The organism is Caballeronia sordidicola, from assembly GCF_001544455.2.
GTDB lineage: Bacteria > Pseudomonadota > Gammaproteobacteria > Burkholderiales > Burkholderiaceae > Caballeronia > Caballeronia sordidicola.
Map to the genome: position 1 here is coordinate 134,974 of NZ_FCOC02000008.1, position 14,301 is coordinate 149,274.

Annotated in this window: 13 protein-coding genes and 1 pseudogene; 3 read left to right on the plus strand and 11 right to left on the minus strand. The window is 60.9% G+C overall.

What is annotated here, in order from left to right:
* Positions 1-113: 113 nt before the first annotated feature.
* Together AWB64_RS15270 and AWB64_RS15275 are read right to left on the minus strand one after the other, a co-directional pair.
* Positions 114-671, minus strand: coding sequence for a DUF6013 family protein (locus AWB64_RS15270; protein WP_060856267.1), 558 nt, complete (start codon positions 669-671; stop codon positions 114-116).
* 190 nt (positions 672-861) lie between these two features.
* Positions 862-1,878 (minus strand): zinc-binding alcohol dehydrogenase family protein, encoded by a 1,017-nt coding sequence (locus tag AWB64_RS15275; protein WP_060856268.1) that lies wholly within the window; start codon positions 1,876-1,878, stop codon positions 862-864.
* A 368-nt stretch (positions 1,879-2,246) separates the two neighbouring features.
* Here AWB64_RS15275 and AWB64_RS15280 point away from each other — a divergent pair, with 368 nt between their 5' ends.
* Both AWB64_RS15280 and AWB64_RS15285 read left to right on the plus strand, forming a co-directional pair.
* Positions 2,247-2,483, plus strand: coding sequence for a BrnT family toxin (locus tag AWB64_RS15280; RefSeq protein WP_374728627.1), 237 nt, complete (start codon positions 2,247-2,249; stop codon positions 2,481-2,483).
* Positions 2,467-2,760 carry a BrnA antitoxin family protein gene (locus AWB64_RS15285; protein WP_060856270.1) on the plus strand — a complete coding sequence of 98 codons (294 nt, stop codon included), beginning with the start codon at positions 2,467-2,469 and terminating at the stop codon, positions 2,758-2,760. Before AWB64_RS15280 ends, AWB64_RS15285 begins: the two co-directional genes overlap by 17 nt.
* A 19-nt stretch (positions 2,761-2,779) precedes the next feature.
* Here the strand turns inward: AWB64_RS15285 and AWB64_RS15290 are convergent, their stop codons facing one another.
* Complete coding sequence (locus AWB64_RS15290) at positions 2,780-3,997, minus strand: cytochrome P450 (RefSeq protein ID WP_060856271.1); 1,218 nt, start codon at positions 3,995-3,997, stop codon at positions 2,780-2,782.
* Between the two features lie 128 nt (positions 3,998-4,125).
* On the opposite strand from AWB64_RS15290, the gene serB reads away from it, so the two are divergent.
* Positions 4,126-4,971: a phosphoserine phosphatase SerB gene (gene serB / locus AWB64_RS15295; RefSeq protein ID WP_060856350.1), complete on the plus strand. Its 846-nt coding sequence runs from the start codon at positions 4,126-4,128 to the stop codon at positions 4,969-4,971.
* 31 nt (positions 4,972-5,002) lie between these two features.
* Here the strand turns inward: serB and AWB64_RS15300 are convergent, their stop codons facing one another.
* From AWB64_RS15300 to phaC, 8 genes and pseudogenes are all read right to left on the minus strand, one after another.
* Positions 5,003-6,199, minus strand: coding sequence for a cystathionine beta-lyase (locus AWB64_RS15300; RefSeq protein ID WP_060856272.1), 1,197 nt, complete (start codon positions 6,197-6,199; stop codon positions 5,003-5,005).
* 79 nt (positions 6,200-6,278) lie between these two features.
* The gene (locus AWB64_RS15305) at positions 6,279-6,920 is read right to left on the minus strand and encodes a hypothetical protein (protein WP_244164073.1); all 642 of its coding nucleotides are present in this window, start codon (positions 6,918-6,920) and stop codon (positions 6,279-6,281) included.
* Positions 6,921-6,942: 22 nt separating this feature from the next.
* Positions 6,943-7,648: pseudogene (locus tag AWB64_RS15310) on the minus strand (thiolase family protein).
* Positions 7,649-7,669: 21 nt separating this feature from the next.
* Positions 7,670-9,046, minus strand: a complete 1,377-nt coding sequence (gene rimO / locus AWB64_RS15315) for a 30S ribosomal protein S12 methylthiotransferase RimO (RefSeq protein WP_060856273.1) — start codon at positions 9,044-9,046, stop codon at positions 7,670-7,672.
* A gap of 287 nt (positions 9,047-9,333) precedes the next feature.
* Entirely contained in the window at positions 9,334-9,921 is a 588-nt protein-coding gene (phaR, locus tag AWB64_RS15320; RefSeq protein ID WP_060856274.1) for a polyhydroxyalkanoate synthesis repressor PhaR, read from the minus strand.
* Between the two features lie 156 nt (positions 9,922-10,077).
* Entirely contained in the window at positions 10,078-10,818 is a 741-nt protein-coding gene (locus AWB64_RS15325) for a 3-ketoacyl-ACP reductase (RefSeq protein ID WP_060856275.1), read from the minus strand.
* A 64-nt stretch (positions 10,819-10,882) separates the two neighbouring features.
* Positions 10,883-12,064 carry an acetyl-CoA C-acetyltransferase gene (locus AWB64_RS15330; RefSeq protein ID WP_060856276.1) on the minus strand — a complete coding sequence of 394 codons (1,182 nt, stop codon included), beginning with the start codon at positions 12,062-12,064 and terminating at the stop codon, positions 10,883-10,885.
* Between the two features lie 226 nt (positions 12,065-12,290).
* A complete protein-coding gene (gene phaC, locus AWB64_RS15335; protein ID WP_082850497.1) occupies positions 12,291-14,273 on the minus strand; it encodes a class I poly(R)-hydroxyalkanoic acid synthase in 1,983 nt (660 codons plus the stop codon).
* Between the last annotated feature and the right edge of the window lie 28 nt (positions 14,274-14,301).

Sequence of the window (14,301 nt, forward strand, 5' to 3'; positions counted from 1 at the left end):
CCTTCTGGCTGGTATCGGCGTTGCAGTCGACGGTTCATGAACCGCGCAAGGAGCGCGGACCGTCATTGCGTCGCAGAAAACGTGCCAGATGGAAAACGCTGCGAGCCGGAGTTTTACTTGCGGCTCGCGCTGACGGTGAGCCTTGTACCGTCGCTGAGCGTCAGCGATTTTTCCGCACCGCCGGTGGGCATCGTGAAATGCACCATCTGGCTGAAGGAATTGTCGGTGGGGCATTGCAGTTTCTTGCCCGCTACCGTGACTGTTGTCGCCGCGCGCGGCGCGTGGCCCTGGAAGTTCAACTGGACATCGGCGTCGCCGTTACTGGCAATCACCGCGGAAAAGCGGATCTTCACTTGGCGCACCGTCACACCAATGGCGTTGCGGATGGAGCCCACGTCCGGGCATGTATCCGGGACGTTTTGCGCACCGCCGGCAGGTTTGCTTTGCCACGTGAAGTCATCGGTCTGTCCGGAGCGGATCGTGCGCGTTTCCTGCTCGTTGCCCCACGCCTTCGACACCATCTTGACCGTGTATTTGATCGGGCCGTCGTTGGCGACTTCCGACATCACCTTGATGCCCGGCGTCGCATGCGCCGACGAAGCAAGAAAGCCCAGCGCCAGGGCCACGCTGGCAACCCGGTGAAACCGAACGAAATCCAGACGATCGATCATGCGTTGCCCTCCGTTTGCAGCCGTCACGCGAAAAGCACGAATCCCGGAGAGACCAGGAACGGCGCCCGAGGAAGCTCGGACCGCGCGCAAGGCGCGTCCAGTCTAGCGCGACGCGCACTGCGGGCTTCTCATGGGAAACCCGCGGCGCACTCGGCGTGCAACGCAACAGCGCATCGGTTCAGGCGGCGAATCAGAAGCCCGTCAGCACCAGCTTGCCGATCGCGCGCCCTTCTTCCAGAAGGCGATGCGCCTCGCGCAGGTTCGCCGCGTTGATCTTGCCGAGATCACGGCCGAGCGTCGTCTTGATCGTGCCTGCGTCGATCAGTCGCGCCACTTCCGTCAGCAGCTTGTGCTGTTCGATCATGTCCGGCGTACCGAACATGGCGCGCGTGAACATGAATTCCCAGTGGAACGCAGCGCTCTTTGCCTTCAGCAATTCGACCGCAATCGGCTTGCTGTTTTCCACGATCGTGCAAATACCGCCTTGCGGCGCGATGACCGCGGCGGCGGCCGGGAAATGCTTGTCGGTATCGTTAAAGATGAGCACGTAGTCCACTTGCTCGAAGCCGGCGTCTTTCAATTGCTTCGGCATGTCGCCGAAATGATCCACGATGTGATCCGCGCCCAGTTCCGTCGCCCATTTCGCCGATTCCGGCCGCGACGCGGTTGCGATCACCTTCAGCTTCGCCACTTTCTTCGCAAGCTGAATGCCGATGGAACCCACGCCGCCCGCGCCGCCCACGATCAGCACGGACTTGCCCGCATCCTGCCCTTGCGCCGATACCCCAAGCCGGTCGAACAGCGCTTCCCAGGCAGTGATGGTGGTAAGCGGCAAAGCGGCGGCATGCGAGAAATCAAGCGACGCCGGCTTCTTGCCAACGATGCGTTCATCGACGAGATGGAATTCGCTGTTCGTGCCGGGCCGCGTGATGCTGCCCGCATAGAACACCTGGTCGCCGACCTTGAAAAGCGTGACGTCCGGGCCAACCGCTTCCACCGTGCCCGATGCATCCCAGCCCAGCACGCGCGACGACTCTTCAACCTTGTCCTTGGGCGCACGGACTTTTGTATCGACGGGATTTACGCCGATCGCTTCAACTTTCACCAGCAGGTCGTGACCGGTTGGCGCGGGTTTGTCGATCTCGACATCCGTCAGCGATTCGGGATTGGAAATTGGAAGGTAACGAGTCAGGGCAACGGCTTTCATGGGTAGCTCCTTCAAGGTTGAGCATGGACTGCAAGGCATGAACCCATCTTATTGAAATGCAGCTTCGCAGAGAACCACGGTAATCAATAAAACATCTTCAGCCAGAGCACGAAAATCGTCAAAGCTACCAGACATTCCTGACCGATGCGCATAGGACAAGTCAGGAGTTCATCTCGAAAGAATAGAAATAGGAGTTTGCTTATTTTTGAGCGTCTCGGCTGGTTTGATTATCTGAATGCACCGACCGCGAAACCGATTTTTGAATAGCACGATTCACTATTTACGGGTGTACAAAATAAGCCTTGTACAATCCGTTTTTTGGGGGTACATTATTAATGCCGATCTCATACAACGCGTTGAAGAATGAGATGAATATCCGGGACCGTGGTTTGTCCTTCGAGGCGGTACGCGACCTGGACATGTCGAGTGCGCTGATTGTCGAAGACACCCGGAAGGGTTATGAAGAGCGGCGTTTTCAGGCGCTCGGTTTGATCGAAGCCCGGCTTCACATGCTGGTATTCACACCGCGGGGCAACAAAATGCACGTCATCAGCCTGCGAAAAGCGAACATACGTGAGATCAAGAGATATGAACAAGCACAGTAAGACAGAAGCGCTGGACGACAACCCGGAATGGACCGACGCGGAATTCGCCCAGGCGCGTCCCGCTGCCGAGGTGTTGCCGGAGCTATATGGACAGGAACGCGCCCGGGAACTGATGCGTCCGCGCGGACGGCCGAAGCTCGAAAATCCGAAACTGCCTGTCAAGCTGCGCATCGATCCAGACGTGGTCGACGCGTACAAAGCGCAGGGAGATGGCTGGCAAACGCGCATGAACGCCGCGTTGCGTCACTACGCGAAGTCTCACGGGTTGATGCGCTGAAAACGTGCCGCCCATCCCGTCATTCCACACGTACCCGCGCCGTCACGAATCCTCGAAATCGCGCGCGGGCAGCGCGTGATGGTTCACTAGCCAGCCCATACGCAGGAAAGCGCGCCACGAATCGCCCGATCGCAATCCGGGCTTCAAGACGCGCCAACGATAACCCCGCACACTGGTGAATGCCGAATCCAAACGCGAGGTGCCGGTTCGGCGCTCGGGTGATATCGAACTTATCGGCGTGATCGAATTGCTCGGGGTCGCGGTTCGCCGCGCCAATGCAAAGCGTCACGGGCGTCCCGCGCGCCACCGCAACGTCCGCAATCTGTGTGTCCACGGTTGCTATCCGGTTACCTAGCTGATTTGAACTCTCGTAACGCAGGCATTCCTCGATTGCGCTTTCTATCAGCGCTGGCTGAGCAAGGAGGCGCGCGCGTTGCTCCGGCCATTGCGCGAGCAAGACGATGCCGTTACCAATCAGGTTGGTAGTCGTTTCGTGACCGCCGTTCAGGATAAAGATGCAGTTGTGCAGCAGTTCCGCCTCATTCAGCCGCTCTCCGTCAGACTCGCTTTGAATGAGCCGAGTCAGAACATCATGCTGCGGATCACCTGGTTTTTCGCGTCGGCGCGCGACCAGTGTCACGAGGTAATCGATGAACTCCGTCACCGCGCGGTTTCCCGTTTCATGCTGCTGCGCCGTGAGCGCCGGTTCGAGCGCGCCGAGAATCGCGAGCGACCATTCGCGCAGCGGTGCACGTTCGTCGTGAGGCACATTGAGCAGATTGCCGATCACCTCGACTGGAATCGCCGATGCAAACCCATCGATCAGGTCTATTTCGCCGCGCGCGGCCGCCCGGTCGAGCAAGCCATCCACCAGGCGCACGAGGCCGGGTTCCATCGCGGCGATCGCGCGTGCTGTCAGCGCGCCTGAAATGAGCTTGCGCACGCGCGCGTGGCGCGGCGGGTCGTTGAAGACGAGGCTGGTCGTGTGGTGCGCGAAAAGCGGTGTGTCAACGCCGTACTTCGGACCAAACTCCACAGTCTTGTCCGAGCTGAAGGTCTTCGGATCGCGATAGACGGCCTGTACGTCCTTGTATCGCGTGAGAAAGAGCGAACCGTCGGGCATTTTCCTGATTGGCTCGGCGGCGCGCAACGCGTCGTAGACCGGATACGGATCGGCGTAGAACGCAGCGTCGAGCTGGCGAAGGTCGAAGGCACGCGCGCGTTCGGTCGGGGTCATGCGGGTCTCCGGTCTATATTCCGACGTTGATGATAACGGCGCTGCGCGTGCATCCGCCATCGGTCGGGACCATTACAATGTCGGTCTTTCGCGCGTTTTCCTCTCGTCAAACTCTTTCGCCGCCCGTCATGAACCTTGTCATCCAAAGCCTGGAACCGATTGCCGATACCCATCTGAAACCGCTCGCCGCCCTCGCCCGCTCGCGGCAAACGGAACGTGCGGCAGCGGATGGCACGGTGCTTAAGTTAAGCGGCGCTGATCCGCTGCAACGGCCGGACATCGATGCGTATTGCGGCACGCATCGGCTGGACTACGCGTTCATGGCGCCAGGCGCGCGCCTTGCCGACTTCGGTCTCGTTGCAATGGACATGGATTCGACGCTGATCACGATTGAATGCATCGACGAAATCGCGGACTTTTGCGGCCTGAAGGCGGAAGTCGCGGCGATCACAGAAGCATCGATGCGTGGCGAAATCAAGGACTTCAACGAAAGCCTGACGCGTCGCGTCGCGCTGCTGAAGGGACTTGATGCAAGCGCGCTCGAACGCGTGTACGAGGAACGGCTGCGTCTGTCGCCGGGGGCGGAAACAATGCTCGCCGAGGTCCGCGCCGCCGGTCTGAAAACGCTGCTGGTTTCCGGCGGATTCACGTTCTTCACCGAAAAATTGAAAGCACGCCTCGGACTCGATTTCACGCGCGCGAACACGCTCGAAATCGTCGATGGGAAACTGACCGGCAAGGTGATTGGCGAGATCGTCAACGCCGAGGTGAAAGCACGCACGTTGCGCGAAACCTGCGCTCAGCTAGGCATCGATCCGGGGCGAACCATCGCCATGGGCGATGGTTCGAACGATCTGAAGATGATGGCGGAGGCGGGGTTATCGGTGGCGTTCCGGGCGAAGCCGGTCGTGCGGGAAGCAGCGACGCTGGCGTTGAACTTTGTAGGACTGGACGGATTGTTGAAGCTATTTTAAAGGCGGTTTTACAGGCCACCTTTAAAACGTTTCAGCCGCTCAGCCCATCCAGCGCCCGCTCCAGGTCCGCGCGCAGATCCGCTTCGTCTTCCAGACCAATATACAAGCGCACCAGCACGCCCTCGTGCGGCCATACATTGGCGGTGCGCATCGACTTGATGTTGTACGGCATGGCGAGACTGTTCGCGCCGCCCCAGCTCCAGCCAATCGCGAAGTTTTCGAGCGCCTCGACGAATGTGTCGATTTGCGCCGGGCTATAGCGTTTGTCGAAGACCATCGAAAATAGGCCGCCTGCGCCCGTGAAGTCGCGTTCAAAGAACATGTGTCCCGGACAATCCGGCAAAGCCGGATGCAACACCGTGGTAATTTCCGGCCGCGTCTTCAGCCAGCGCGCGAGCGAAAGCGCGGTCCGGTCATGCGCGTCAAAGCGAATCTTCATGCTCGGCAAACTTCGCAGCACGAGCGAACAATCGTCCGACGACACGCCAAGCCCCATGCGCATGCGTGCACGTTTGAGACGCGCGTGAAGGTTTTTATCGGCGGTGATGATGGCGCCCATCAAAATGTCGCTGCCGCCCGACTGATACTTCGTCAACGCCTGCACCGAAATATCGACGCCGTGTTCGAACGGCTTGAACGCAAGACCCGCCGAATACGTGTTGTCGATAGCACTCAGCACCTGGTGCGAACGCGCGATCTGCGTGATTGCCGGCACGTCCTGCACTTCCATGGTCACCGAACCCGGCGCTTCCAGCCAGATCAGCTTAGTGTTCGGCTGGATCAACGCTTCGATGCCCGCGCCGATCAACGGATCGTAATACGTCACTTCCAGGCCGAAATCCTCGGCGAGCCAGTCCGCGTGCTCGCGATTGGGCGAGTATGCGTTATCGGGAATCAGCACGTGATCGCCGGACTTGACGAGCGCGAAGTACACATTCGATATCGCCGATAACCCCGACGGCTGCAACAGCGCGTGCTGGCCGCCTTCGATCACCGCGAGCCGCTGCGCGAGAGCAAGCGACGTAGGCGTGGCGTGCAATCCGTAGCGCCACTGACTGTCGTCGTGCCAGACGAGCGCGCGCATGGTGGCGAGATCCGGGAACACGACCGTCGATGCACGCGCCACCGGGACGGAAAACGACTGGAAACCGGGCGTGAGTTTGTCCTCGGGATGGACGATGCGGGTCTGCAAGCTGCGTTCTTTCGACGAATGGCTGGAATCGGTCATGAAATGTCCTGCTTATCGGGCTCCATGAGCGGAGCCATAAGAAAAAATGTCATGCGGAACGGGGGAGGTTTAAACGCACTTACTCGCCCATGATCACATTGCTCACTCCGCCCACCGCATTGCGCGGCGGTGCAGGTTCGAGCGATGGCGCGGCGGACTGCGGCGCTTGCGGCGCAAGCGCGCCACTCGCGCGAGCGGGCGGCAATCCCGCGCCGACAGGCTTGAGTTCAAACGGCACGGGATTGGAATCGTCGGCATTCATGCGCTCGCCGGACACGCTGCCATCGGCCGCGAACTTGCCGACCCAGTTCCCGGTAATGTGCGTGCCGTCGGTCGATTCTTCGATCTCGAGCGTATCGCCGTCACGGTCACCCGCCACCACGATTACCGTCGCACTTCCCGCAAACCGGTATTCACCGTGCACGCCCGACGCTTCGTCGGTCTTAGCACCGAGTTTCATCTCGATCTGCCTGTCGCCGAGCGTGCCAACGTACACCGGAAACCGCGCGAACGCGGGATCGGGCGTCAAAGGTTTGGCGGGCGGCAACGCCAGCGTTTCGATAGCCTCCGACGTTCCCGGCGCGCGCAGGCCAAGATCGCCCGGCGTGCTCGCGGCACGCGCCGCCGCGACCGGGCGCGAGCCATCGGGCGGCATGGCCGAATTACATCCGGCGAGCACCAGCGCTGCCATCGCCACTGCCGCCACTTTCAATTGCGTCATCGAATGATCTCTGCCTGGTTTCTCATGCACGTTCGAAAATTGCCGCGATACCCTGCCCGCCGCCAATACACATCGTCACGAGCGCATATCGTCCGCCCGTGCGCTGGAGTTCGTACAACGCTTTCACGGTGATCAACGCGCCTGTCGCGCCAATCGGATGACCCAGGGAAATGCCAGAACCGTTCGGGTTCACCAATGCCTGATCGAGCGCCAGTTCCTTCGATACCGCGCAAGCTTGCGCCGCGAACGCTTCATTGGATGGAATCGAAGGGATCGTGCAGCGCGCCGAGCATCATGTCGACAAGACGGGCGTCGCCCATGCGCTGGCCGAAACGCGCGGCGGGCGCAAGATACGGCGCGCGGCTCATGCTTTCCGCGCCGCCGCCAATTGCGATATCCGTATCGCCAAGCAGGATGGATTGCGCCGCGGACACGATCGCCTGCAACCCCGAGCCGCACAAACGGTTGACGGTCAACGCCGGCGCATGTTGCGTCACGCCGCCGTTCAGCGCCGCGACACGCGCGAGATACATGTCCTTCGGTTCGGTCTGGATCACGTTGCCGAACACGACGTGACCGACGTCGTCCCCGGACAAATCCGCCCGCGATAAAACCTCGCGCACCACGCGCGCGCCGAGATCGGTCGGACTGAAGTCCTTCAACGCGCCGCCGAAATCGCCGATTGCAGTGCGCACACCGCTCACCACCACCACTTCACGCTGCGTCATGAAAGCTCCTTGATCCGCTTTTTAAACTTCGCCCCACAGGTCATGGCCGTCGGCGCCGGTGATCTTCACCGAAACGAAGTCGCCCGCCTTGTAGCGTTTGGACGCCTTCTTCGCCGGCTCGATATACACCACGCCGTCGATCTCGGGCGCGTCCGCCGCGGTACGTCCGACGCCACCCTCGACGCTGATTTCATCGACCAGCACTTTCAGCGTCTTGCCCACCTTGCGCTTCATGCGCGCGGCCGACAACTCCTCGGCCAGTTCCATGAACCGCGCGCGGCGTTCTTCGCGGACTTCGTCGGGCAACCCGCCATCGAGTTCGTTCGCCGTTGCACCTTCGACCGGTGAATAGGCGAAACAGCCCACACGATCCAGGTCGGCGATACGAATAAAGTCCAGCAAGGTTTGAAACTGCTCTTCCGTCTCACCAGGAAAGCCCGCGATGAACGTGCTGCGGATCGTCAGATCCGGACACATGGCGCGCCATTTCTGCACGCGTTCGAGCACCTTTTCGGCGTTCGCCGGGCGTTTCATGCGCTTGAGCACTTCAGGATGCGCGTGCTGGAATGGCACATCGAGATACGGCAGCACGTGGCCTTTGAGCGGACCTTCGGCCATCAGCGGAATGACCTCGTCCACGCTCGGATACGGATAAACGTAGTGCAGGCGCACCCATGCGCCGTACTGCGCCGCCAGTTCGCCAAGCGCGCCGACGAGATCGGTCATGCGCGTCTTGACCGGCTTGCCGTTCCAGAAACCGGTGCGGTATTTGACATCGACGCCATATGCGCTCGTGTCCTGCGAGATCACGAGCAATTCCTTGACGCCGGATTTGAACAGGTTTTCGGCTTCGAGCATCACGTCGGCGATGGGACGCGAGACCAGATCGCCGCGCATCGACGGGATGATGCAGAACGTGCAGCGATGATTACAGCCTTCCGATATCTTCAGATACGCATAATGGCGCGGCGTGAGCTTGATGCCGGCGGGCGGCACGAGATCGACGAACGGATCGTGCGGCTTGGGCAAATGCTGATGCACGTGGATCATGACTTCGGCAGTTGCATGCGGACCGGTCACCGCCAGCACTTTCGGATGCACTTCCTCGATCAGGCCCGTCCCGCTGGCACTTTTTTTCGCTCCGAGACAACCGGTCACGATCACCTTGCCGTTTTCGTGCAGCGCTTCGCCGATGGCGTCGAGGCTTTCCTGCACGGCTTCATCGATAAAACCGCAGGTGTTCACGACGACGAGATCAGCGCCGTCGTAGGAGCTCGAAATTTCGTAACCTTCAGCGCGCAGTTGCGTGATGATCTGTTCGGAGTCGACCAGGGCTTTCGGGCATCCAAGGCTTACGAACCCCACTTTGGGGGCTGTGGGCGTGGTGATCAGGGACATAGTGTGTTCTGGCGATGTGAGTGCCGCGTGGCTTGGGCGAGCCGGCGGGCACGAAGCTAACGAGCGCAGCGGCGCGCGAGCTGCCGTGAGCGTCACCGCTGAAAAGCAGGACAAAAGACGCTTGGAGAGGCAATAACCGGCGCGGCATCCGCCACAGGGCGACTATTCGCCGTGGGCGCTGCGCTGCAAAGCGGTATTGTACCGTGAGGCGGATGGGGAGGAATGGCGTGGAACGGGCAAGGCGGAGTTGACGGGTCGACAGCCTGGCGGAGCCAACCCGTCCACCCCTACTTTTTCTCCCCCGGGCCACCCGTCCCCGTTGGATTCGGATTTGGAAACGGAAACGTGCTGAACATCGATTTCGCCTGGTTCTGCATCTGCTCCTGCATCTGCACGAACATGTTCTTCGATTGCTCGATATAGCTCGTCATCATCCCCTGCATCATGGGCGCCTGCATGTTCATGAACTGCGACCACACTTCCGGGTTCAACTGCGTGCCATTGCCGCCTTCGATCAGGCCCTTCGACTGGTCGGTGAGCTTGTGCTGGATATCGATGAACGCCTGGATGTTCTTTTCCAGATACGTGCCCATCATCCCCTGCATGGCGTTGCCGTAGAAACGAATGATCTGCGAAAGCATGACCGATGAAAACATCGGCAGCCCGCCACTCTCCTCCTCCAGAATGATCTGCAGCAAGATGCTGCGCGTCAGATCCTCGGACGACTTGGCGTCCATCACCTTGAAGTCTTCCTGGTCGAGCACGAGCTGCTTGACGTCGGAAAGCGTGATGTAGGTGCTGGTTTCGGTATCGTAGAGCCGGCGATTCGGATATTTTTTTATGAGCCGTTCGGCGGATTTCTTTGTAGTGGTCATGTAACGCCTTTAAACGCAAAACTCGAACTGTGCCGGCGGACTTCATGTGCTTCCAGCAACGGAAGCCACCGGTTCGTAGTGGGCGCCGAGGGTCACGGGCAACGGCGCAGAAAGGTCTCCCTGATCTTTCACGCCGCCCGGAGCGCCCTCGCGCCCTCAGCCCATATGCAGGCCGCCATTCAGCGAGAAGTCGGCGCCGGTCGAGAAACCCGATTCCTCCGATGCCAGCCACGCCACGATCGACCCGATTTCCTCCGGCCGGCCGAGCCGGCGTACAGGAATGGTCGCGACGATTTTCTCCAGCACGTCCGGACGGATCGACTTCACCATGTCGGTGCCGATATACCCCGGCGAAATGGTATTGACCGTCACGCCCTTGGTCGCAACTTCTTGCGCCAGCGCCATGGTGAAGCCGTGAATGCCGGCCTTCGCCGTCGAATAGTTCGTCTGGCCGAACTGCCCTTTCTGACCGTTCACCGACGAAATATTGATGATGCGCCCGAACCCACGCTCGACCATGCCGTCGATCACCTGCTTGGTCACGTTGAAGAGACTCGTCAGGTTGGTATCGATGACCGCCGTCCAGTCTTCGTGGGTCATCTTGCGGAACACGACGTCCCGCGTGATGCCGGCGTTGTTCACCAGCACGTCGATCTCGCCGACTTCGGCCTTGACCTTGTCGAAGGCGTTCTTGGTCGACTCCCAGTCGCCCACGTTGCCCTCGGAGGCAATGAAGTCGTAGCCGAGCGCCTTTTGTTCATCGAGCCATTTGACCCGGCGTGGCGAATTCGGCCCGCAGCCGGCGACAACCGTGAACCCGTCCTTATGCAGCCGCTGGCAGATGCTCGTGCCAATGCCGCCCATGCCGCCCGTTACGTACGCTACTCGTTTAGTCATTGCTCGCTCCGGTTATCGTTATGCGCGCTGGAACAGCGCGCCGTGCTCGTTCGCACGGTCTCCCTCAAGGGCGCTCGAGTGCGAGCGCCACGCCCATGCCGCCGCCAATGCACAGCGACGCCAGCCCCTTCTTCGCATCCCGTTTTTGCATCTCGTGCAGCAGCGTGACGAGAATCCGGCAACCGGACGCGCCAATCGGATGGCCGATGGCGATGGCGCCGCCGTTCACGTTTATTTTCGATGTATCCCAGCCCATTTGCTGATGCACCGCCAGCGCCTGAGCCGCGAAAGCTTCGTTGATCTCCATCAGGTCGAGGTCGCCCACCGACCAGCCGGCACGTTCGAGACATCGCTTCGATGCCGGCACCGGGCCCATGCCCATCACCTTAGGATCGACGCCCGCGTTCGCGTACGCCTTGATCCGCGCGAGCGGCGTCAGGCCGAGCGCATCGGCTTTCTTCGCCGACATCACGATCACGGCCGCGGCGCCGTCGTTCAATCCGGATGCGTTGGCGGCCGTCACCGTGCCTTCCTTCGAAAACGCCGGTTTGAGCGACGCCAGTGATTCCGCCGTCACGCCGTGACGCACGAATTCGTCGGTGGCGAAGCGCACGGGGTCGCCTTTGCGTTGCGGAATCTCGACAGGCACGATTTCATCGTCGAAACGGCCGGATTTTTGCGCCGCTTCCGCCTTGTTCTGCGACAACGCAGCAAACGCGTCCTGATCCGCGCGCGAAATGCCATATTCCTTCGCGACATTTTCTGCCGTGACGCCCATGTGGATGGAATTGAACGCATCCCACAGGCCGTCGACGATCATGGAATCGATCAGCTTGGCGTCGCCCATGCGGAAACCGTCGCGCGAACCCGGCAGCACATGCGGCGCCGCGCTCATGTTTTCCTGGCCGCCGGCGACCACGATCTCGGCGTCGCCGGCAATGATCGCGTTCGCCGCGAGCATGACGGCCTTCAGGCCCGAGCCGCACACCTTGTTGATGGTCATGCCGGGCACCGCGTTCGGGAAGCCCGCCTTGATCAGCGCCTGGCGCGCCGGATTCTGGCCGGAACCCGCCGTCAGCACCTGGCCGAGGATCACTTCGCTGATCTGCTCGGGTTTCAGGTTGGCGCGCTCCAGCACCGCGCGCAGCACGACTGCGCCAAGATCAGGCGCGGCGATCTTCGCCAGCGACCCGCCGAATTTGCCGACGGCCGTTCGTGCGGCCGATACGATCACTACGTCTGTCATTTTCAGTTCCCTATGAGTATCGAAAGTAATAGCCGGGTGTGCGCCGGCTCACAACTTGCCGGCTCGATGCATCACGCGATGTGTATCAGGCAATGCGGGCAGCGCTCTCGACCGTATCCGGGTCTTGCGTCATTACCCGCTTACTGTTGACCCGTCGCGGACGAATTGCAATCAGGTCTGGTCCGCATTCGGCCTTCCCGCGCTCGTTCGCCCGCTCCCACGCCGATCACTGATCCCGCTGCAAGACATACCGCCCCGGCGCCGGCTCGATCACCGGGAAATCCTCCGACCCGAGTTCCGGCTTCGGCTTCACTTTCTTGCCGCCGTAACCATCGAGCCACGCGGTCCACGTCGTCCACCAGCTGCCCGGATGCTCGGTCGCGCCTTCGAACCAGTCATCGGACGAGTCAGGCAGGGTTTTGCCGTCCGTGTCCAGCTTCCAGAAACTGCGCTTGTTCTTGGACGGCGGATTGATCACGCCCGCAATATGTCCCGACGCGCCGAGCACGAACGTCTGCGGCCCGGTCAGCAACGGCGCGGACGCGTAAGCCGCCGTCCACGGCACGATGTGATCCTCGCGCGATCCGTACAGGAACGTAGGCACGTCGATCAGCGACAAATCCACCGGTTCGCCGCACGTCGTAAGTTCGCCGGGGTTGCGCAGGCGATTTTCCAGATACGTGTTGCGCAGATACCAGACGAACATCGGTCCGGGAAGATTGGTGGAGTCGCTGTTCCAGTAGAGCAGGTCGAACGCCTGCGGCGTGCGGCCCTTCAGGTAGTTGTCCACCACGTAGTTCCACACCAGGTCGTTCGGGCGCAGATACGAGAAGGTGTTCGCAAACTCGACGCCGCGCATGAGACCCACAGGCGCGCCGTCCTGGCCGCCGATAGTCTGCTCGCGCATCTTCACGTGCTGTTCATCGATAAACACATCCAGCACGCCCGTGTCCGAGAAATCGAGCATGGCGGTGAGCAAGGTCATGGACGCCGCCGGATGTTCTCCGCGCGCGGCCAGCACGGCCAGCGCGGTCGCGAGCATGGTGCCGCCCACGCAGAAGCCGAGCGTGTTGATCTGCTCGCGCCCGCTGATCTGCTTGACCACATCGATAGGCGTAAGCACGCCTTCGTCGATGTAATCGTCCCACGTCTTGTGCGCGATCGTCGCATCCGCATTACGCCACGAGATCATGAAAACCTGATGGCCGGCGTCGAGCGCATGACCGACGAGCGAGCCTTCCGGCTGCAAGTCCAGGATATAAAACTTGTTGATGCAAGGCGGCACGATCAACAACGGCCGCTCGCGAACCGTCGCGGTATGCGGCGTGTACTGGATCAGTTGCAGCAGGTCGTTTTCGAACACGACCGAGCCTTGCGCGGTGGCGATGTTCTTGCCCACCACGAAACCGGATTCATCGCTTTGCTGGATCTTGCCGCGCTGCATGTCGGCAAGCAGATTCATCATGCCCTTTTGCAGGCTTTCTCCACGGCTTTCGATCAATGCCTTCTGTGCATCCGGATTCAATGCAATGTAGTTGCTCGGCGACGCCGCAGCCGCCCATTGCTGCACGGCAAAGCGAATCCGTTCGCGCGTCCTGGCGTCGCCTTCGACCGCTTCCGCGAGTTCCTGCAGATACCGCGCGTTCAGCACATACCATGCGGCGGCAAACGCGAAGCCGGGCGTGGATTGCCATGCGCCCCCGCTAAAACGCCGGTCCTTCAACGCCGACAAATCGATGCTCTGCGCACTCGCCTGCTTCATGAGTTCCGTGGCGTCGCGCGAGAAACCGGACTGCAGTTCCTGCAGGCGCTGTGCGGGGATGGCGGCCATCGGGATTTTCGGCATGGCGGGCATGCCGGACACGGGCGGGAACATCGACTGGAGGTTGCCATTGCTGCCGGAAAAACCCGGAAACCCGGCAAAGCCCGGCATCGCGCTCATGGTGGCGAACGGATTTGCAGAAGCCGGCGACCCCTGGCCCGGATTGGCTTGTGCGACAAGCTTTTGCCACAGAGCAGGATCGGCGACCGAGCGCCATGTATTGAGCCACTGCTCGAACATCTTTTGCACGCCAGCGGGATCCGCGCCTGGCATGCCAAACGGAGAGTTCGGTGCAGCGTCCGTGGCAGCCTTGGCTTTAGCCGACTGACGTGACGAATCTGGCGACGAACCCGGTGAGGATGAAGAAGACGATCTGGAGGCAGCCATATCCGCGTTTGACCTAAGCGTCCCGAAA